At 73.7% G+C, this 17,892-nt stretch carries 18 protein-coding genes and 2 pseudogenes; 5 read left to right on the top strand and 15 right to left on the bottom strand.

The window, feature by feature from the left end; all coding sequences use genetic code 11:
* The 10 genes and pseudogenes from AB0O00_RS13940 to AB0O00_RS13895 form a co-directional block, all read right to left on the bottom strand.
* Nucleotides 1-816: pseudogene (locus tag AB0O00_RS13940) on the bottom strand (hypothetical protein); the annotation flags it as partial.
* A 91-nt stretch (nucleotides 817-907) separates the two neighbouring features.
* Nucleotides 908-1,336 carry a hypothetical protein gene (locus tag AB0O00_RS13935; protein ID WP_363651413.1) on the bottom strand — a complete coding sequence of 143 codons (429 nt, stop codon included), beginning with the start codon at nucleotides 1,334-1,336 and terminating at the stop codon, nucleotides 908-910.
* A complete protein-coding gene (locus AB0O00_RS13930; protein WP_363651411.1) occupies nucleotides 1,333-1,734 on the bottom strand; it encodes an RNase adapter RapZ in 402 nt (133 codons plus the stop codon). Before AB0O00_RS13930 ends, AB0O00_RS13935 begins: the two co-directional genes overlap by 4 nt.
* Nucleotides 1,735-1,747: 13 nt before the next feature.
* The gene (locus tag AB0O00_RS13925; protein ID WP_363651409.1) at nucleotides 1,748-2,527 is read right to left on the bottom strand and encodes a DUF4097 family beta strand repeat-containing protein; all 780 of its coding nucleotides are present in this window, start codon (nucleotides 2,525-2,527) and stop codon (nucleotides 1,748-1,750) included.
* 22 nt (nucleotides 2,528-2,549) lie between these two features.
* A complete protein-coding gene (locus tag AB0O00_RS13920; protein ID WP_363651407.1) occupies nucleotides 2,550-2,759 on the bottom strand; it encodes a hypothetical protein in 210 nt (69 codons plus the stop codon).
* Nucleotides 2,760-2,810: 51 nt separating this feature from the next.
* Nucleotides 2,811-3,137, bottom strand: a complete 327-nt coding sequence (locus AB0O00_RS13915; protein WP_363651405.1) for an RRQRL motif-containing zinc-binding protein — start codon at nucleotides 3,135-3,137, stop codon at nucleotides 2,811-2,813.
* A gap of 44 nt (nucleotides 3,138-3,181) precedes the next feature.
* Nucleotides 3,182-3,556, bottom strand: coding sequence for a hypothetical protein (locus AB0O00_RS13910; RefSeq protein WP_363651403.1), 375 nt, complete (start codon nucleotides 3,554-3,556; stop codon nucleotides 3,182-3,184).
* Nucleotides 3,553-4,569 carry a DUF2637 domain-containing protein gene (locus tag AB0O00_RS13905; RefSeq protein WP_363651401.1) on the bottom strand — a complete coding sequence of 339 codons (1,017 nt, stop codon included), beginning with the start codon at nucleotides 4,567-4,569 and terminating at the stop codon, nucleotides 3,553-3,555. The genes AB0O00_RS13910 and AB0O00_RS13905 overlap by 4 nt, the downstream gene beginning before the upstream one ends.
* A 73-nt stretch (nucleotides 4,570-4,642) precedes the next feature.
* A complete protein-coding gene (locus AB0O00_RS13900) occupies nucleotides 4,643-5,026 on the bottom strand; it encodes a WhiB family transcriptional regulator (RefSeq protein WP_363651399.1) in 384 nt (127 codons plus the stop codon).
* Complete coding sequence (locus tag AB0O00_RS13895) at nucleotides 5,023-5,271, bottom strand: hypothetical protein (protein WP_363651397.1); 249 nt, start codon at nucleotides 5,269-5,271, stop codon at nucleotides 5,023-5,025. Before AB0O00_RS13895 ends, AB0O00_RS13900 begins: the two co-directional genes overlap by 4 nt.
* Nucleotides 5,272-5,955: 684 nt before the next feature.
* On the opposite strand from AB0O00_RS13895, the gene AB0O00_RS13890 reads away from it, so the two are divergent.
* From AB0O00_RS13890 to AB0O00_RS13880, 3 genes are all read left to right on the top strand, one after another.
* Entirely contained in the window at nucleotides 5,956-6,306 is a 351-nt protein-coding gene (locus tag AB0O00_RS13890; protein ID WP_363651415.1) for a winged helix-turn-helix domain-containing protein, read from the top strand.
* Between the two features lie 260 nt (nucleotides 6,307-6,566).
* The gene (locus AB0O00_RS13885) at nucleotides 6,567-7,571 is read left to right on the top strand and encodes an AAA family ATPase (protein ID WP_363651395.1); all 1,005 of its coding nucleotides are present in this window, start codon (nucleotides 6,567-6,569) and stop codon (nucleotides 7,569-7,571) included.
* Complete coding sequence (locus AB0O00_RS13880) at nucleotides 7,568-8,134, top strand: guanylate kinase (RefSeq protein ID WP_363651393.1); 567 nt, start codon at nucleotides 7,568-7,570, stop codon at nucleotides 8,132-8,134. The genes AB0O00_RS13885 and AB0O00_RS13880 overlap by 4 nt, the downstream gene beginning before the upstream one ends.
* 14 nt (nucleotides 8,135-8,148) lie before the next feature.
* Here the strand turns inward: AB0O00_RS13880 and AB0O00_RS13875 are convergent, their stop codons facing one another.
* The 3 genes from AB0O00_RS13875 to AB0O00_RS13865 form a co-directional block, all read right to left on the bottom strand.
* Entirely contained in the window at nucleotides 8,149-8,994 is an 846-nt protein-coding gene (locus AB0O00_RS13875) for a DUF1932 domain-containing protein (protein ID WP_363651391.1), read from the bottom strand.
* Nucleotides 8,991-9,632, bottom strand: coding sequence for an HAD family hydrolase (locus AB0O00_RS13870; protein WP_363651390.1), 642 nt, complete (start codon nucleotides 9,630-9,632; stop codon nucleotides 8,991-8,993). Before AB0O00_RS13870 ends, AB0O00_RS13875 begins: the two co-directional genes overlap by 4 nt.
* A 414-nt stretch (nucleotides 9,633-10,046) precedes the next feature.
* Complete coding sequence (locus tag AB0O00_RS13865) at nucleotides 10,047-12,758, bottom strand: AAA family ATPase (protein WP_363651388.1); 2,712 nt, start codon at nucleotides 12,756-12,758, stop codon at nucleotides 10,047-10,049.
* Nucleotides 12,759-12,912: 154 nt separating this feature from the next.
* On the opposite strand from AB0O00_RS13865, the gene AB0O00_RS13860 reads away from it, so the two are divergent.
* Nucleotides 12,913-13,290, top strand: coding sequence for a nuclear transport factor 2 family protein (locus AB0O00_RS13860; protein WP_363651386.1), 378 nt, complete (start codon nucleotides 12,913-12,915; stop codon nucleotides 13,288-13,290).
* A 253-nt stretch (nucleotides 13,291-13,543) separates the two neighbouring features.
* Nucleotides 13,544-15,394, top strand: coding sequence for a prolyl oligopeptidase family serine peptidase (locus AB0O00_RS13855; RefSeq protein WP_363651384.1), 1,851 nt, complete (start codon nucleotides 13,544-13,546; stop codon nucleotides 15,392-15,394).
* A 712-nt stretch (nucleotides 15,395-16,106) separates the two neighbouring features.
* On the opposite strand, the gene AB0O00_RS13850 is transcribed toward AB0O00_RS13855, so the two are convergent.
* Complete coding sequence (locus tag AB0O00_RS13850) at nucleotides 16,107-16,898, bottom strand: SURF1 family protein (RefSeq protein WP_363651382.1); 792 nt, start codon at nucleotides 16,896-16,898, stop codon at nucleotides 16,107-16,109.
* A 98-nt stretch (nucleotides 16,899-16,996) separates the two neighbouring features.
* Nucleotides 16,997-17,892, bottom strand: a pseudogene (locus AB0O00_RS13845) (hypothetical protein); the annotation flags it as partial.

Raw genomic sequence — 17,892 nt, 5'->3', positions numbered from 1 at the left:
GTGGCGGGCATCCCGCTGCCGTTCGTGTCGTACGGCGGTTCGTCGATGTTCGCGGTGCTGATCCCGAACGGCTCGGCGCTCGTCCCGCACCCCTGCGGCCCAGGCGTCGCCGCCCGGCAGGCGGGAAGCGGCCCTGGCCAGGGTGTGTACGGCCCCGGAGGAGCGGTGCCGCAGCCCGCCCCCGCCGCGGCCGGCCGGGCTCCCGGCCCTGCTCTGACCCGGGACCGTGTCGGCCGTCCGGGAGGCGGCTGACCCGCCACCGCGGGTGGTGCGGGGGATGGTTCCGGCCGTTCGCGCCATGGCGCTCGGTCCCTTCGGGTCTGCGGTGTGCGGAGCGTAGAGGGCGGCTCCGGGGCGGTAACCCGGCGTCGTGGTGGTCGAGTTGGTGCCCGTGGTGCGGTGGCCGGCGGGGTGCCGGTGCTGCGCGGGCGGATAGGTGGCGCCCGTGTGCCAGGCGGGGCCGCGGTGCGGGGCCGAGGCGAGGCCGACGGCGGCCGATCGGGTCGCGGCGGCCTGGCGGGGCGCCGGGCGCGGGGTGGTGGTGCGGCGGTTGCGGGCCCGGCGGACGAGGCCGCCGACGACGGCGACACCGCCGGCGGCACCCGCGGCGACGAGCGGGGCGGGGCCGCCGAGCGAGAGCGCGCCGGCGCCGAGGCCGCCGAGGGCGTTGGCGACGGCCACCGCCAGCGGCACCCCGGGCACCGCACCGGGCGGCGGCGCGGGCGCGGACTTGGCGTCCGGCACGGGGGCGGGGGGTGGCTGATTCGCGGGGGCGGGAACGACCTCGACCAGCGTCGAGGCAGGGGGGTCGGACATGATGGGCGCTCCGGTTCTCTGCGGAGGGCGGAAGGCCCGGAACCGCCGCCATGCTGGCGAGCTACCGGCGGTTCCGGGCCATGACTGCTGGTCAGGTGGAGGCGATGAGGGCGGCGGCGGTCTCGAAGGCGTGGTGCCAGGCCTGGTCCAGGCAGTAGGCCCCGTTCATGCCGTGGTCGGCGAGCCGCACGAACCGCCCCTTGCCGGTAGCGTCCGCGAGGCGGCGCAGGGGATCGCGCCGGTCGGCGACGTAGTGGCTGGCGGCGGAGAGGGCGAGCGCGGCGGCCACCGGGCCGGGCCGCAGCCGCACCCTGAGGAGCCGCGCGCCGCCGAGCAGAACGCTGGCCTGCGTGGCGATGTAGGAAGCGACGTGCGCGGCGCAGGCCCGGCGACCGGCCGCGGCGTCCTCGCCCTTGGTGGAGGCCTGGTGATCGGTCTGGATCCAGTGGTCCGCGACGTCCGCCGCCGCCCGCAGCAGGGCGTAGGCGGCGGCGAAGCGGGCCGCTCGGCTGGCGTTCACACTCGGCTCGTTCCGTGCTCGACGACCGGCTTGGCCAGGTCGCGGTGGGTGAGGTGGACGGGCACGCCGGTCTTGCCGAGGCGCTTGACGAGGACGCGGGCCACCGTGGCGGCCCGGTGCCGGCCGCCAGCGCACCCGACGGCGATCGTGAGCGGCGCCGCCTGGGGCCCGGAGTCGTACGCATCGGCGACCGCGGCGGCGCCGGCGATGAGCTCCTGGATGCCGGGGGTGGCGAGGACGGCCGCGCGGACCGGCAGGGCCTCGGCGGTCAGGTAGCGCAGGGACTCGATGCGGTCCGGGTCGTTGAAGTGCTCCCGCAGGTCCAGCGTCAGGTGCGCGGGCGGCGGGGCGCCGTGGAGGTAGCCGAAGCTGACGATGTTGATCTCGGTGACGGACATGCCTGCTCTCCTGTCAGTACTGGCGCTTGAGGCCGGAGACGGTGCGGGCGGTGACGTCGAGGCCGGCGGTGTTGTGCAGGCGGATGTCGCCGGAGACCGTGCGGACGCCCAGGCGGCCGGTGGCGCGGGTGCCGGCGGCGAGTCGGACGTCGCCGGAGACGGTGCGGACGTCGGCGGCGTGGCCCTCGTGGACGTCGATGCGCACGTCGCCGGAGGTGGTCCGGATCTCGGCGTCGGTGCCGATGCGCCCGGCGGTGACGTTGCCGGAGACCGTGGTGACGGACAGCGCGTTCACGGATTCGACGTCCACGTCGCCGGAGGTGGAGGAGACGGTCAGGACGGCGATGTGGCCGGTGGTGGTGAGGTCGGCGGAGATGGTCTTGAAGGCCATGCCGAGCGCGGAGGGCGGGAGGATCACGGTCGCGGTGACCGGGCTGGTCCCCGGGTGGCGGTCGACGGTGACGGCGCCGCCGGTGATGACACGGCCGTTGACGATCGTCACCCCGGTGACGCTGCCGGTGACGGTCCCGAAGGACTGGATCACCGTGGTGCCCCGGCCGCCGACGGCGGTGATGTTGCCCGCGGTCTCCGGGACGTCGATGGTGAGGGTGTGGTCCTCCCACATCCGCGCGGTGTTGACGGCGTCGGCGGCGGGGCCGCGGTCGTCGGCGGTGGAGAGCAGGACGGAGATGGCCGAGGCGGCGGGGTCGACGCTGACGCGGACGGTGCCGGTGGGCAGGTGCAGGGCGAGCTTGTTCGCGTGGGTGGCGCGGAAGGTGCGGACGGTGCTCATGGTGGCTTCTCCTCAGGGGGTGTCAGCGGGTCTGCTGGAGCAGGGCGCCGATCAGCTCGGGCCGGTTGGTGGAGCCGAGCGAGCGCCCGGCGAGGGTGAACAGGTGCCACCAGCGGACGGTGCCGTCCTCGTTGGTGGTCTGGGCGCACATGAAGCCGTGGAGCGGGAAGACGTCCGCGACGCGGGTCTGGTCGAACTCCGGCGACGGGGCCGGAATGCTGTCAGTGCTCATGACAGGGGTCTCCTTGCTCAGGTGGCGGCCGAGCAGGTCAGGGGATGGGGTTCAGGCCGCGAGGGTGGCGCTGTCGGCGCAGGGCAGGCAGGTGCCGAGGTGCGCGGGGAGCACGTAGCCGGCGTCGTGCCCGCACTGCGGGCAGAGGCGGCGGGCGGCGTTGGCCTTGGCGAGGGCGGCGGCCTTCGCGGGGGTCATCGGCTGCACGGGCTTGGCCCGGTCGAGCCGGTAGAGGTAGGCGGGACGGGTCCCGCCGAAGCGGGAGCACCACATGATCTGCGCGGCGACGTCTTGCCCGCCGGGGCGCAGGCCCCGGGCGCGGAGCTGACGGCGGGTGAAGAGGCCACGCGGCGCCATCCGCCACGGGTAGGTGGGCATGCCGCCGTGGCGGGACCCGTCGGGGTCCCAGTGACGGGGGCGGCTCACCGCTCGTCGCTCGCGGCGGCCTGGGCCAGCGTGTAGTAGCCGACCAGCGTCAACGGGGTCCCGGCGTGAGTGGTGGTGACGATGAGCCAGGCGAAGGTGCCCGTGGTCTCGTGCTCGACGGCGGCCGGGTCGATGCCGAGGGCGTGGCGCCACTGCTCGAAGTCGGCGAGGGCGGTGACGCTGTGGAAGCCGAGGGCCAGCCCCCAGGCACAGACCAGGGCGCCCGACGGGTCGCGCTCGGCGGTGACGACGCGCTCGCTGGTGATCCTGGCCGCGGGCAGGCCGGCGTGGGCCGAGAACAGGGACATCAAGGCGCCGACGGCGTTGATCTGGGTGCCGGCGGTGGTGTGGGTCTCGGTGGTGGTGGTCACGATGCCTGCTCCTCAGCGGCCGGGGTGGTCTCTTCGTCGGTGGTGTGCACGGCGTGCAGGGCGGGGTGCTCCGGGCGGACGGAGCGGAGTTCCTGGTAGCGGGCGGCGACCCAGCCGACCGACCAGCCGGTCAGCTCGACCGCCCGGCGCTGCGGGATCCGGAGCGCAACGGCGGTCAGGATCTTCAACCGGGCCTGGTCCTCGGGCAGGCGCTCGGCCACGGCCGGGGCCGAGAGGAGTTCCTGCCGAAGCTGCTCGACGTCCTGCTCGGCCTTCTGCTCACGCTCACGCTCACGGCGCTCACGCTCGCTCACGGCGCGCTCACGACGCTCACGATCACGCCGCTCGGCGTCCTCGCGGCGCCGCTGTTCGTCGCGGTCGGCTGCCTCGCGGCGGGCCCTCTCCTCGCGCTCCTCGCGGCCCATGCGCTCGGCGTGCTCACGCTCCTCACGGGCCATCCGCACGTCGTGCTCACGGCGCTCACGCTCGGCCTTGTCGGCCCGGTCCTGCTCGGCCATCCGGTCCTCGCGGTCCTGCCGGCGGCGCTCCTCCGCGCGGCGCTCGCGCTCGGCCCGCTCACCGTGCTCACGGGCTTCACGGGCGGCCAGCGCGGCGGCGATCGCCCGCCGGTAGGCGAGGGAGGTTTCCGCCGTGACGATCAGCAGCAGCGGCGCCACGGCGTGGACCGCCACCCCGACCTTGTCGTGGTTCAGGGCGGACTGACCCACGTTGAGCAGCACCGTCATGGCGCCGGTCATCCAGCGCAGCACGCTCGGCCACCGGCCGCCGTCGCCGCCGAGGCGGGCGAGGGTGCTGTCCATGCGGACCACGATCACTACCGCCGCGTCCACGACGAGCGGCAGGACCGGCGCCGTCCACTCCCAGCCCTTCGGGGAGTGCCCGGACATCAGAGGCGTCACCGTGAGCACGCTGTACAGGACCGCGCCCAGCGTGATCGTCCACGTCCCCACGGCCAACGCCTTCTCAGCCGAACGGATCTGATCGGGGCTCATCGGCGCCTTCACCGCGACCACCACCCGGCACGCGGTGAGCGCGTCGTGAGCGCGGTGAGCATCAGGGCGTTCATCAGTGAGCACCCCCGGCGGCGCGCCGCTCGCGGGCCGTGGCCCGGAGTCGTCGCTGGTGCAGGTTGGCGCGCTCGCGGGCGTTCAGCCCGCCGAAGATGCCGTGCTTCTCGAACCTCTCCAGGGCCAGTTCCAGGCACATCGTGCGCACCGGGCACCCAGCGCAGATCATCTTGGCGCGGCGCTCGGCCCACTTGTCCGCCGGGGCGTCGTCGTCCTCGTCCGGCTCCGGGTAGAAGAGGTCGGAGTCGACGCCGGCGCAGGCGGCGCCGCGCAGGTCGCTGTCCGGGGCCGGCCGGTACTCGGCGAGCCGGACAACGAGCGGGCGGGTGCTGCGGTGCGGGGCACGGGTACCGGTGAAGTACAGGGTGCGGCGAAGGCTCATGCGGCGGCCCTCCAGGCGAGCACCCGGCGGCGCTCGGCCGTACGCATCAGCCCGGACGCGAACCGGGCGGCCGGCCCGTCCAGGTCCCGCAGGATCTCCCGGGCGACGTCGAGCCGGGCCAGGCGGTCCTCGGGCGTCTCGTTCTCCGTGCCGGTGAACAGCTCAGCGTCGATGCCGAAGCCGAAGGCGAGTTCGGCGAACTCGTCCGGCGTCACCGCGTCCTGCCCCGCGACAATCAGTTTCATGGGTCGCGTTCCTTCACTCGGACGGCCCTGAGCGGCCCCGGTGCACCACCACCGGGGCCGCAGCCGTGTAGGGATCGGACACCGACGAGCGTCCGCGGAAGCCCGACGTACCGCCGCCGAAACGGCGGCACGCCGGGCACCGTGAGCGCTGGTCGAAGCCTCACCGGCCGCTGGCACGGCGAGGCGACCTATGTCTCTTGCGGTCAATCGGTTTCATCGAGACACCTCCTTCGGTCGAGCGGGCAAGGGAAACGCACTGCAAGGGGGGCCACGCCCCCACCCTCCGGCCGTTGCTCGCGGTCACCGGGCCACCTCGCCAGTCGGGGCTGGAGCCCCTGTCCCCTGGCCTTTGCGGAGATTGCAGCGTCCTCCGCCTCAACTCGGGCGACCCTTCGAGCGGTTGCTTCACCGCTCTCCAGAGCGCCCTTGCGCAGTTCAGAGCAGCCCTTAGAAGGCCCCTCCGCGTCGCCCGGTCTCGCTGGGGCGACAGATCCGGCCCTAATGGCCGTTGACGTGCAGGAATAGCGAGGCTTGCGAGAACTTTGTTCTCTCTGCCACACAGAACACTGTGAGGCAGAGAAGCAGAGTTGGCAAGCCCATCGGCCAGGCGACATGCGGAAGCATTGGTTCCGGCCGGAGGGTGCGGCACTATGAGGCAGAGACGCAGAGGAATGTGGAGTGGTGATGGTCGAGTGGACCGGCGAGAAGTCCGCCTATCGACAGGTGGCCGATGACCTTTGCGCACGGATCGCGAAGGGCGAGTTCGCTGCCGACGGGAAGATCCCGTCGTTGGCGAAGCTCCAGGCCTACTACGACGTGAGCCCAACCGTTGCGCGTGCCGCTGTCGGCCACCTGCGCGAGACGGGGCTCGTCGTGAGCCACCAGGGCAAGGCGGCCTTCCTGACTGAGGGTGCGGAGTCGAAGGCTGCTGCCGTCGCGGGCAGCGAGGCAGGGCAGCTTCGGCGCGAGCTCGCAGAGGTTCGCGGCGAGCTTCGGGACCTGCAAGCCCGAGTCGCGGAGCTTGAGGCCCGGTGACAGGCCGGCGGGGGGTTCAGGGGATCGCGGCTTTGCCGCGGTCGCCCGTCTGCGCATCGGGGCGGGTGACGCTTCACTGATGCCTCCTGGTGTGGACAGGAATCAGTTCACACCCGACGGCACGAGATCTGTATCACGGATCCTTACCGGCATTCGGCGGCGGATCCTTACACGACTACTATCACGACTTCTATCGCGATTTTCGGGTGACTCAACGAGCCGCTACACTCGCGGCACGAGCAGTTTCCTAGGAGGGGAATATGGCTCGGCAACGCCCAGGATGGAATCCGGCAATTCTAAAGAAGGTCAGGGAGTCCCATGAACTGACCCTAGAGGAAGTCGGCGAGGAGCTTCGGAAAATCGGCGAGCGGCACAAGTTCAGCCTTGCGGCCAACTTTCAGACCGTCTGGGCGCACGAGAAAGGTTCCGCGTACCCGCGCCCCGACTACCGCCGCGCCTATTGCCTGCTCTATCGAATGAACGAGGCGGACCTGGGCTTTCGCCGACCACTCCCCGGAGAGGTCACCACGGTGCCCAATCAGCGTGCAGCAGCAGGAAATACCCCGGATCTGAGCCAGGCGATCCGCGAGGCCCTCGGCAGCATCCGTGAGGGCTCGGACAGCGTGGATGCAGAGGCGTTCCGCACTCGCGTCATCGACGAGTGGAAGCGTCGGAACGACGACGAGAACGCTGGCCCAATGATTCTTCTGGTCGGCGGATATGCCGGTTCCGGGAAGAGTGAATTCGCCAAATTCCTCGGCCGACTCACCGGATGGCCAGTGCTCGACAAGGATTCTTTGACGCGCCCACTGGTCGATCAGCTTTTGATGGCACTCGGCGGAGAGGCGAATGATCGAAGCTCCGAGCTCTACCGCGAGAAGGTCAGGCCGCTCGAATATCGCTGCCTCATGGAATCCGCGTGGGACAACGTCGACTGCGGCACTTCGGTGATCCTTGACGCGCCGTTTCTGGCGGAGTTCTCGCAAGCCGACTGGATGCAGCGTTTCTATAACCGCTGCAAGGCGAAGCGCGCCACCGTGGCTGCCATCTGGGTCGAGTGTGACCCTGATTCGATGCGGGAGTACGTCGAGTTCCGAGGCGCGGCCCGGGACGCCTGGAAGGTGCAGGCATGGGAGGAGTACCTAGAAACGATCGATCTGGAACTCCGCCCCCAAGGCCCACACTTCGTGGTCGATAACCGCCTCGGCGCGGCAATCGCCGCCGCCGACCAGGCTCGCGACGCGCTGAGCGGAGGTGGGCTGTGACCGCGCGCGGCCTCATCCTGTACGGCCCGCCCGCTGCCGGGAAAGACACTGTCACTCGGGCACTTCAAGAGATCAGCTCGGCCTACCGGCCCTTCTCGCGGCTCAAGGTCGGCTCCGGGAAGTCGACCGGCTACCGCATGGGCACTGCCGAGCAACTGGCCGGACTGGCGGCGGCCGGCGACGTCATCTATCAGAACCACCGGTACGGCAACACGTACGTGATCGACCGTCCGGGGATGGATGAGGCGTTCACGGCGGGCATCCCGGTCGTGCACCTGGGCCAGGTTGAGGGCATCAACGCGCTCACCAAGGGCTACCCGGCCGGCTGGTCCGTTGTGCTGCTCTGGTGCTCGCGTGAGGCGACGGCGTCCCGATCAGTCGGACGTGGCGACGCCGACACCGCGGATCGGCTGTCCGCGTGGGATGCCACGCAGGCCGATGTCGATGCCCATCCTGGGCAGGTGTGGGACCTCACGGTGGACACTGGCAGCGTCGAGCCGGCCGAGGCGGCACGGCTGATCAACAACCTGCTGTCGCGAGACCACGTCGGCGGCGGCCGGTAGCGATGCCTCGGCCTCTACGGCCGAGTGAGACGGTCAAGGGCCTCGTCGGGCGTCAGCTCGGCGAGGCCCTTGCTGTCGTCCCACCGGGCGAGGGTCTGCGACACCGCACGCAGTACTTCGTCGGGCAACCCGACGGCGGACAGCATGTCGGCGGCCTCGTCCATCTCAGGACCCCAACGCCAGGCTCGGGCGGCGGTCTTGGCGATGTAGCCAGTCTCCACCAGATAGCTGCCCTGCCGCTTGCCGGCGACATCGAGCAGTGCGTCGTCAACGCCGTGCGCGCGCGCCGCGCCGAAGGCAACCGCTGCCAGCACGCGGGATGCCTTCTGATACGAGCTGTACGCCAACTTCAGCGCCGACGCCTGCCCGATCTCCGTCCCCAGCACCGGAGTCGACACTGCGCTCCCGGAAAAGAGCCCTTCCACCAGCGCGACAGCGCTCTCCGCCCCGGAGAGGTACAGCCGGGTCCGCTTGCTCCCGACCGGCGGCGAGCCGATGATGGCGCCATCAATCACTGCACGCGCGGTGGTCCCCACGAGTTCGGCGATGCGCCGAGCCCGCTCCGGGTTGATGGCATTGGCCTCGACGTAGACGCCGGCGAAGCGGTGGTCGGCGACAGCCTGGGCCACGTCCTCAGCGGCGGCCGGCGGGCAGAGGCTGAGAACGACGTCGGCCTTCGCGAGCAGGTCTCCGAGCGAGCTGACAGGCTCCAGACCTGCCTCCTCAGCCCGCTCGACCGTGGCCTGGCCTCGGCCCTCCGGGCACCACAGCACGTGCTCGGCGTTCGGTCGGGCGCAGGCGGCCACGGCGGCGCCCATGCTTCCGGGGTGAAGGATCCCAACAGTCGGTCGGTAGGTCATCGAGAGCCCTCCGGGAGCGCGAGCAGGAAGTCAGCCGCCTCGATGAGGGTCTCGGCGACATGGTCCGGTGCCACGTTCGACACGACCGGGGCGAACCCGGGCGTGATCCAAATGCTCCTCAGCCCCGCCGCGCTGGCCCCGGCGATATCCGTTTCGAGGTTGTCCCCGACCATCCACACGTCTCGGGACAGCTCGTGCCCACACCGGGCGGCAGCCGTACGGAACGCTCTCGGATCGGGCTTCCGAGCGCCGGCTTCCTCAGAGATGCACACCGCGTCCACCCTGTCGAGAATGCCCGTTGCCACGAGCTTGGCCCGCTGGATGTCCGTCGCACCATTGGTCAACACGCCCACCGACCACCCCGCGGCCCTCAGCATGTCGAGCCGCGCCAGCGTCTCCGGCGGGCACTCCACCCGTGAGGCAATGCCCGCCACGTACGCGCCCCACAGATCCGCCGCCGACTCCGGCAGACCAAGCTCCGCCCGGAGGGCCGCGAACGTCTCCAGCGTCGCCCGTTCCCGAAGCGCATCCGCGAGGATCTGCGCAGCCTCGCCCGAGAGCTGCCGGACCTCGGAGAAGTCGGCGGCCCAATCCGCGACTGCGCTGCTGCGATTGATCAGCGTGTCGTCGAGGTCCATGAGGACGAGCCTGCACATGGAGGGGACCCTACCCGTTGACGGGCCAGCCCCAAGCCCGCCGGGCCAGACGAGGCCCAAGTCGACGCGGCACGGAACTCCCGGGGAGAATCCTGGGAGAAGTTCTTGAGATCGGGGCCACTTGAGCCGAGGCAAGACCAACCGATACCAACGCTCTGACCTGCACGTTCGCACACTTGCGCAGGTCGGCCGCCGTCCCGGACGTCATTCGGGACGAAGAGGCCGTGGGTTCAAATCCCGCCACCCCGACCCAGTGCAGAGGCCCTGCCGGAGAAATCCGGCAGGGCCTCTGGCGTTTCTGTGTCCGCTGCCGTCATGGGCCGTGTGACGGCCGATCAGGAATCTCCGTGTTGATGCCGGAGGGTTCGGGCCTTTGGGGTGGCCTCGTGAGGGGGGTCAAAGCAGGGTGGTGAGGGCGGTTCGGGAGGTGATGCCCAGTTTGGGGTAGGCCTTGTAGAGGTGGTGGCCGACGGTGCGGGGGCTCAGGAAGAGTTGGGCGGCGATGTCGCGGTTGGTGAGGCCGCGGGCTGCCAGGCGGGCTATCTGGAGTTCTTGGGGGGTGAGGGCCGCCAGCGGGGAGTCGGGGGCTGCCGGGGTGGGGGCGGTGGTGCCGGTGGCGGTGAGTTCGGTGCGGGCGCGGGTGGCCCAGGGGTGGGCGGCGAGGCGGTCGAAGGTTTCCAGGGCGGCGCGCAGGTGCGGGCGGGCGTCGGTGCGGCGGCGGGCGCGGCGGAGCCACTCGCCGTAGAGGAGGGCGGTGCGGGCCTGCTCGAAGGGGCGGTGGGTGCCCTCGTGCAGGTCGAGGGCGGCGCGGTAGGCGGATTCTGCGAGCTCGTCGGGGCCGAGGAGGGCCTGGCAGCGTAGCCGGAGGGCCTCGGTCCACGGGCGGCCGGCGGCGGCGCTCCAGCGGGCGAAGCGTTCGTAGGGCTCGGCGGCGCGGTCGGGGGTGCCGAGGCGGACGGCGGCCTCGACGAGGTCGGGGACGGCCCGGGTGGCGCTGACGTGGTGCCGGTAGCGGCCGGTGGTGAGGGTGTTCAGGCGGTCGGCGGCGTCGCCGGCCCGGCCGTGGCCGAGGTCGTGGAGGGCGAGCGCCCAGTGGGCCCAGGGTTCGCCGGAGGCGGGGGCGGCGCTCTGCGGTCCGGTGGTGGCGAGGGCTTCGGCGGCGAGGCCGGTGCAGGTGTCGGTGGCGCCGGCGAGGGCGGCCAGGTGGGCGAGCAGGGCGGTGAGTTGGCTGACCCACTGGTGCTGGCCGGTGTCGCGGGCGAGGTCGAGGGCCTCGGTCGCGGTGACCTCGGCGTCGCGGTGGCGGCCGTGGAAGAGCTCGGCCTCGGCGAGGAAGAACCCCAGGGTGGGCAGCACGCCGAGGGTGCCCTTGGCGCGGGCCTCGGCGACGAGTTCGGCGGCGAGTTCGGCGGTCTCGTCGTCCCGGCCGAGGACGAGGGTGGCGCCGCACACCTGGACGAGGTCGGCCGGGGTGTCGGCGCCGGCCGCGCGGGCGGCGCCGGCGGTGGCGCGGGCGGTGGGCAGCGGCCCCGCGGGCCGGCCGAGGGCCGGGAGGACGGCGGCCGTCAGGTGGCGGGCGAGCGGGGCGAGCGGTTCGTCGTCGGCGAGCGGGAGGGCGGCGAGGCGGTCGAGGACGGCGGCCACCGGCTCCTCGCCCGCGTACCAGGCGGCGTGGAAGGCCTGGAACAGCATGCGGGCGGCGTGCGGCGGTTCGACGGCGGTGCCGGCGGCGTCGAGCAGCAGGCGGTAGGCGGTCGGGTAGGAGCCGCGCCAGAAGTGGGCGGTGGCCCGGACGTGGTCGAGCAGCGCGTGCGCGAGGACGCTGTCGGTACGGGCGGCGGCCTGGTCGGCGAGCGCCTCGGCGTGCGCCAGCTTGCCTTCCTCGGTGGCGGCTTCGGCGGCGAGGACGAGGCGGCGGGTGGCGGCGTCGCGGTCGGGGGTGAGCCGGGCGGCGCGTTCGTAGGCCGCGGCGGCGCCGCCGTGGGCGCCGCGGGATCCGGCGCGGACGGCGGTGCGTTCGAGCGCGTCGGCGAGTTCGGCGTCGGGGGCGGTGGCGGCGAGGGCGAGGTGCCAGGTGCGGCGGTCGCCGTCGGGCAGGGCCGCGCCGAGGGCCCGGTGGGCGGCCAGGCGCTGGAGGTGCGGCGCGCGCTGGAGGACGGCGGCGCGCAGGAGCGGGTGGCGGAACGCGATCCGGCGGTCGGGGGCGACCGTCACCAGGCCCGACTCCTCGGCGGGGGCGAGGTGTTCGGCGCCGACGCCGAGGAGTTCGGCGGCGGGCAGGACGACGTCGAGTTCGCCGTGCTCCTCGACGGCCGCGGCGAGGAGCAGCGTCTGGGTGGCGGCGGGCAGGCCGGTGACCTGGCCGTGGAAGGCGATGAGGAGCCGGCTGGTGAGCGGGAGGCTGCCCGGTGTGGCCGTCTCGGCTCCGTTGACGGGGAGTTCGGTGAGCGCGAGGGGGTTGCCGGCCGCCTCGGCGAGCAGCCGCCGGCGTACGGGGGCGGGCAGGTCCGGGCCGGCGCGGTGGGTGAGCAGCCTGGTGGCGTCGCCCTCGGCGAGGGGCTCCAACGTCAGTTCGGGAAGGCCGAGTTGGGCGTCCGGGGCGGCACCGTCCGTACGGGCGGCGAGCAGGAGCACGACGCCTTCGGCCTGGAGGCGGCGGGCGGCGAGCAGGAGGGCGTCCCACGAGGCGCGGTCGAGCCATTGGACGTCGTCGACGACGCACAACAGCGGCCGGTCGGAGGCGAGTTCGGCGAGCAGCCCGAGCGTGGCGAGCCCGGTGAGCAGGCGGCCGGTGGGAACGGGCTCCGCGGTGAGGCCGAACACCGCCTCCAGCGCGAGGCGTTGCGGGCCGGGCAGCGTGGGCAGCCGGTCGAGGCCGGGCGCGAGCAGCAGACTCAGCCCGGCGAAGGGCAGTTCGGCCTCGTGCTCGACACCGGCGGCGCGGATCACCCGGAATCCGTCCCCCGCCGCCGCGACCGCGTGGTCCAGCAGGGCCGTCTTGCCGATCCCGGCCTCCCCGGCCAGCAGCTGCACCCCACTGCGGCCGTCCCGCGCCCCGTCCAACAGCCCGTCCACGACGGCCTGCTCGCGTTCCCTCCCGTACAGCATGGCTCCGACCCTACCCACCCCCGGCGGACGGTGACCGGCGAACGTACGTACCCCCCTACCCATACGTGACGGATTCGCGCGCGCCCGTCCGTCCCTACCTTTGTGAGCAGCGGGAACGACCCGCCAACCCCCCACCGGGACAAGGGAGAAGACGATGACCGAGATCACCACCGCCGCCCTGCAGCAGCTCGCCGAGCGCTACCTCGCGGTCTGGAACGAGACCGACCCGGCCGCCCGCCGCAAGCTGATCGACGAGGTGTGGGCCGAGGACGGCCGCTACACCGACCCGCTGGCCGCGGTGACCGGCCGGGAGTCGATCGACGCGCTGATCGGCGCCGCCCAGGCCCAATTCCCCGGGCTGGAGTTCACCCTCGGCCCGGTGGACGCGCACCACGACATCGCCCGGTTCACCTGGAACCTCGGCCCGGCCGGCGCCGAGCCGATCGTGATCGGCTTCGACGTCCTGGCGGCCGGCCCGGACGGGCGGATCGCCTCGGTGTTCGGCTTCCTGGACCGCGTCCCGGGCGCCTGAACCGCCGTGGCGGGTGCCGGTTACGTGTCCCCGGGGATCCGGGGATCCGGGGATCCGGGGATCCGGGGATCCGGGAACACGGAACCGGCGCAGGAACGACGCGAGCACAGCACGGAACCGGGCCAAGGGAACTGACGCCGACGTCCGGTACCCGAACCCCCGCGCGACCCCGGCGGACGGCCGTCACCGGCCGGACGGCCCGAAACCCACCCGCCCGTTCCACTCCTTCCCCCCGATCGGGTTGGATGGTCGGATGAGCGAGGATAAGAGCGCCGTCCCGGCGTGGGAGCAGCGGTTCCGCGCGGCCCGGGTGTCCCTGCCGGACTGGGCCGAGGACGCCCCCGACCGGGCGCTGTACGTGTCCAACGCGACCGGCACCTACGAGGTCTACGCCTGGGACCGCGCGACCGGCACCCACCGGCAGGTCACCGACCGCCCGAACGGCACCACCGACGCCGAGCTGTCCCCCGACGGCGACGCGGTGTGGTGGTTCGACGACCACGACGGCGACGAGTTCGGCGTCTGGCGCCGCCAGCCGTTCGCCGGCGGCCCCGACGAGGAGGCCGTGCCCGGCCTGGAGCCCTCCTACTCGGCCGGCCTGGCCCTCGGCCGCGACGGCACCGTGGTCGTCGGCCGCTCCACCGACGAGCACGGCACCACCCTGCACCTGCGCCGCCCCGGTGCCGCCGAGGCCGTCGAGATCTACCGGCACGAGGAGTACGGCGGCGTCGGCGACCTCAGCCACGACGGCACCCTGCTCGCGATCGACCACACCGAGCACGGCGACGCGATGCACTCCGCGATCCGGGTCGTGCGCCTGCTCCCCGGCGGCGGCGCCGGGGGCGCGGGCATCGAGACCGTCGCCGAGCTCGACGAGGTGACCGGCCGGGACGAGCCGCGCGGCGTCGCCTGCCTCGGCTTCGCCCCGGTCGAGGGCGACACCCGCCTGCTCGTCGCCCACCAGCGCACCGGCCGCTGGGAGCCGATGATCTGGGACGTCGCCACCGGCGCCGAGACCGCCCTCCCGCTGCGCGACGAGCAGGGCCGCGAACTGCCCGGCGACGTCTCCGCGCAGTGGCGCCCGGGCGCCGAGGCCCTGCTCGTCGAGCACGAGTACGAGGCGCGCAGCGAGCTGTTCTCGTACTCGCTCGCCGACGGCCGGCTGACCCGCCTCGACACCCCGCGCGGCACCGTCGGCGGCGCGACCGCCCGCCCGGACGGGACCGTCGAGTACCTCTGGTCCTCCGCCGCCGAGCCGTCCGCCGTCCGCTCCACCGCGGGGACGGTCGTCCTGCGCGCGCCCGGCCCGGTGCCGCCCGGCTCGATCCCGGTCGAGGACGTGTGGGTGGACGGGCCCGGCGGGCGCGTCCACGCGCTGGTGCAGCGGCCCGCCGGGGCCGGCGAGGGCCCGTTCCCGACCGTGTTCGAGGTCCACGGCGGCCCGACGCACCACGACAGCGACTCCTTCGCCGCCGGCCCGGCCGCCTGGCTCGACCACGGCTTCGCGGTGGTCCGGGTCAACTACCGCGGCTCCACCGGCTACGGCCAGGCCTGGACGGACGCCCTGCGCGAGCGCGTCGGCCTGATCGAGCTGGAGGACATCGCGGCCGTCCGGGAGTGGGCGGTCACGAGCGGCCTCGCCGACCCGGCCCGGCTGGTGCTCACCGGCGGCAGCTGGGGCGGGTACCTGACCCTGCTCGGCATCGGCGTGCAGCCGGAGCTCTGGGCGCTCGGCGTCGCCGCCGTGCCCGTCGCGGACTACCCCACCGCGTACGCCGACGAGATGGAGGCGCTCAAGTCGCTCGACCGCACCCTCTTCGGCGGCACGCCGGAGGAGGTCCCGGAGCGCTTCACGGCGTCGTCGCCGCTCACGTACGTCGAGCAGGTGCGGGTGCCGGTCTACATCAGCGCCGGGGTCAACGACCCGCGCTGCCCGATCCGGCAGATCGAGAACTACGTCGAGCGGCTGGAGCGGCTCGGCAAGCCGCACGAGGTCTACCGGTACGACGCCGGGCACGGGTCGCTGGTCGTGGAGGAGCGGATCAAGCAGCTGCGGCTGGAGATCGACTTCGTCCGGCGCCACCTGGGCGGGGGGTCGGTGTGAGGCGTCGGCTGACGCTGGCGGGGGTGGGGGTGGCCGGTGCGCTCGTGCTCACCGGCTGCCACGGCGGGCACCGCGACGAGGCGGCCTGCCCTCCCCCTGCGGGGCCGGCCGGCCCCTCGGCCACCGCGACGGCTTCGGCCGTGGCGACGCCTCCGGCTACGGCCGCGGCTACGACTACGGCCACGGCTCCTGCCGCTTCCCCTTCCCCGGCGACGCCCGCGAGCGCGCACTTCGGGGCGGCGATGGTGCCGGCGGCCTACCTGGCGACGTCGGGCGGCGGTTCGAAGGGCGGATCGGGGTCCAAGGGATCCGGCGGGACCGGGGGGTCCGGCGGATCGAGCGGGTCGAGCGGGTCCAGCGGGTCCGGCGGCTCGAAGGGGTCCAAGGGCCCGAAGGGCGGCCGGTCGGTGCACCACCACATCGACCACCACGAGTCGGCCGTCGGGTACGGCGCCCGCGGCCGGTGCCACAACGGCCCGACGCCCGCCCCGACACCGTCCGGTCCGTCGACCTTCGCGCCGTGGGAGACCCCGTCCGGGGCGCCCTCCCCTGCGGCCCCGACGGGCCCGGCAGCCCCGGCAGCCCCGACGGGTACGGCAGCCCCGGTGGCGCCGTCACGTCCGGCCGCGCCGCCCACCGCCGCGGGCAAGCCGTCACGCTGACGGCCTCCCGAAGGCGACGGCGAGCGCTGCCGCCGCCGGTGAAGGCGCCCTCAGTCGAGGACCGGGTCCAGTCCGAGGGCCCGGTCCTGCTCGGCCTCCGCCTCGCGGCGGAGCAGGCGGTACCACATGAAGACCACGAAGCCCGCGAAGACGAACCACTCCAGCGTGTAGCCCAGGTTCTGGAACGCGCGGAGCGTGAGCCCGTCGCCGCCCTGCGGCTGGACCGTCGGCACCTCGGTCAGCCCGGCCGGCGCGGCGTCGGCGGCGACCCAGCCGTCGTACCAGCCGTCGTACGACAGCACGTTGAGCAGCGCCGCCCGGTTGATCGTGCCGAGCTGGCCGGCCGGCAGACCGCCCGCCACGGCGCCGTTGCTGCCGATGGCCTCGCCCGCCTGGAGCCGTCCGGTGACGGTCACCTCACCGCCGGGCGGCGGCACCGCCGCGGACGACGCGTCGGTGGGCGCGCCGGGGGCCCAGCCGCGCACGACGGCGACGGCGTGGCCGTCGGCGGTGCGCAGCGGGGTGAGCACGTAGTAGCCCTGCTTGCCGTCCACCGTGCGGTTGGGGACGAGGAGTTGGTGCGCGGAGTCGTAACTGCCGTGCACCGTCACGGGCTTGCCGACGGTGTCCGTGGTGACCTGCGGGCTGGCCGGGGTCAGCAGGGCGTCGATCGGCCTGGTCTCGCTCGTGGCGGCGAGCGCCTTGCCGGCCTCCTTGTGCGAGGAGAACCGGTCCTCGAAGCGGCCGAGCTGCCAGGAGCCCAGCCAGAGGCACACCGCGATGGCCACCAGGGCCAGCACGGTGCCGCCGAGCCAGCGCGGAGTGAGGAGGAACCGGTACACACCCCCCACGGTAACCACTCTTCACACGCCCTCCGACCACAGGGTGGCCGGCACCGCCCCGGAAGGTCCGGTTCCCGGGCCCCTGGCCCGGCCTCCGGCTAGCCGGGCGTCGACGTCCCCGACGGCTGTGCCGACGGTCCGCCCACCGCTTGCAGGCCGCCCCGGTACACCGTGCCCGCGCACGCGCCCGGCAGCAGCGCCGTGGCTGCCGACGGGCTGCCCGGGGCCGGGGTGTGCGCGATGGTGGCGGACGGCGGGCTGGAGACGGTCGGGTTCGGGGTCGGGCTGCTCGTGGGGGTGGGCGCGGTGGTCGGGCCCGCCGACGGCGACGCGGTGACCTGCGGGTTCGACGTGGGCGCCGCCGACGCGCCGGACGCGGGGGCACCGGACGCCGCGGGGGCCTGGGTGGTGAGCGAGGCCTGGTTCGTGCCGGTTCCGCCGGTCGGCGCGGGCGTGGCGGTGCCCTGGCCGCTGGTCGGACAGACCGGGTCGGGGATCCAGGCGAACGGCACCCGGTAGCCGGCCTGCGGGGCGAGGACCGGCGGGTCCGTGTCGGCGAGCGGCAGCCCGGTGGCCGGGTCGCCCGCGACGTGGTCGGTCACCCGGATCCGGCTGCGGTCCGTCCCGGTGACCGCCGTCACCGCGACCGCGCCCGGCCCGCCGAGCCGGCAGGTGCGCCCGGAGACGTTGGTCACGGCGAACCACCCGTAGATCCGCCCGTCGGCGTCGGCCGACCCGACCTGGGCCGCGCCCTGGCCGAGGTCGCCGCGGGTGCAGAGCGGGATGATCGGGCCGTTCCCGGTGCTGGGGGCCGTGGCTGGCGGGGTCGTCCCGCCGTCCGCGCGGACGCTGCTCGCGCCGGCGCTGGGCGAGCTGCTCGCGGTGCCGGACGGCTGGGCGGCCGAGCCGGGGGCGGCCGGGCCCGGGTGCGGGGAGGCGCCGAACGGGCCGGAGCCGTCGGTCGTCGACCCGGCGGGGACGGTGGTGGTGGGGC

Source organism: Kitasatospora sp. NPDC093558 (genome assembly GCF_040683475.1).
GTDB lineage: Bacteria > Actinomycetota > Actinomycetes > Streptomycetales > Streptomycetaceae > Kitasatospora.
This window is presented reverse-complemented; position numbering and strand designations above follow the sequence as displayed.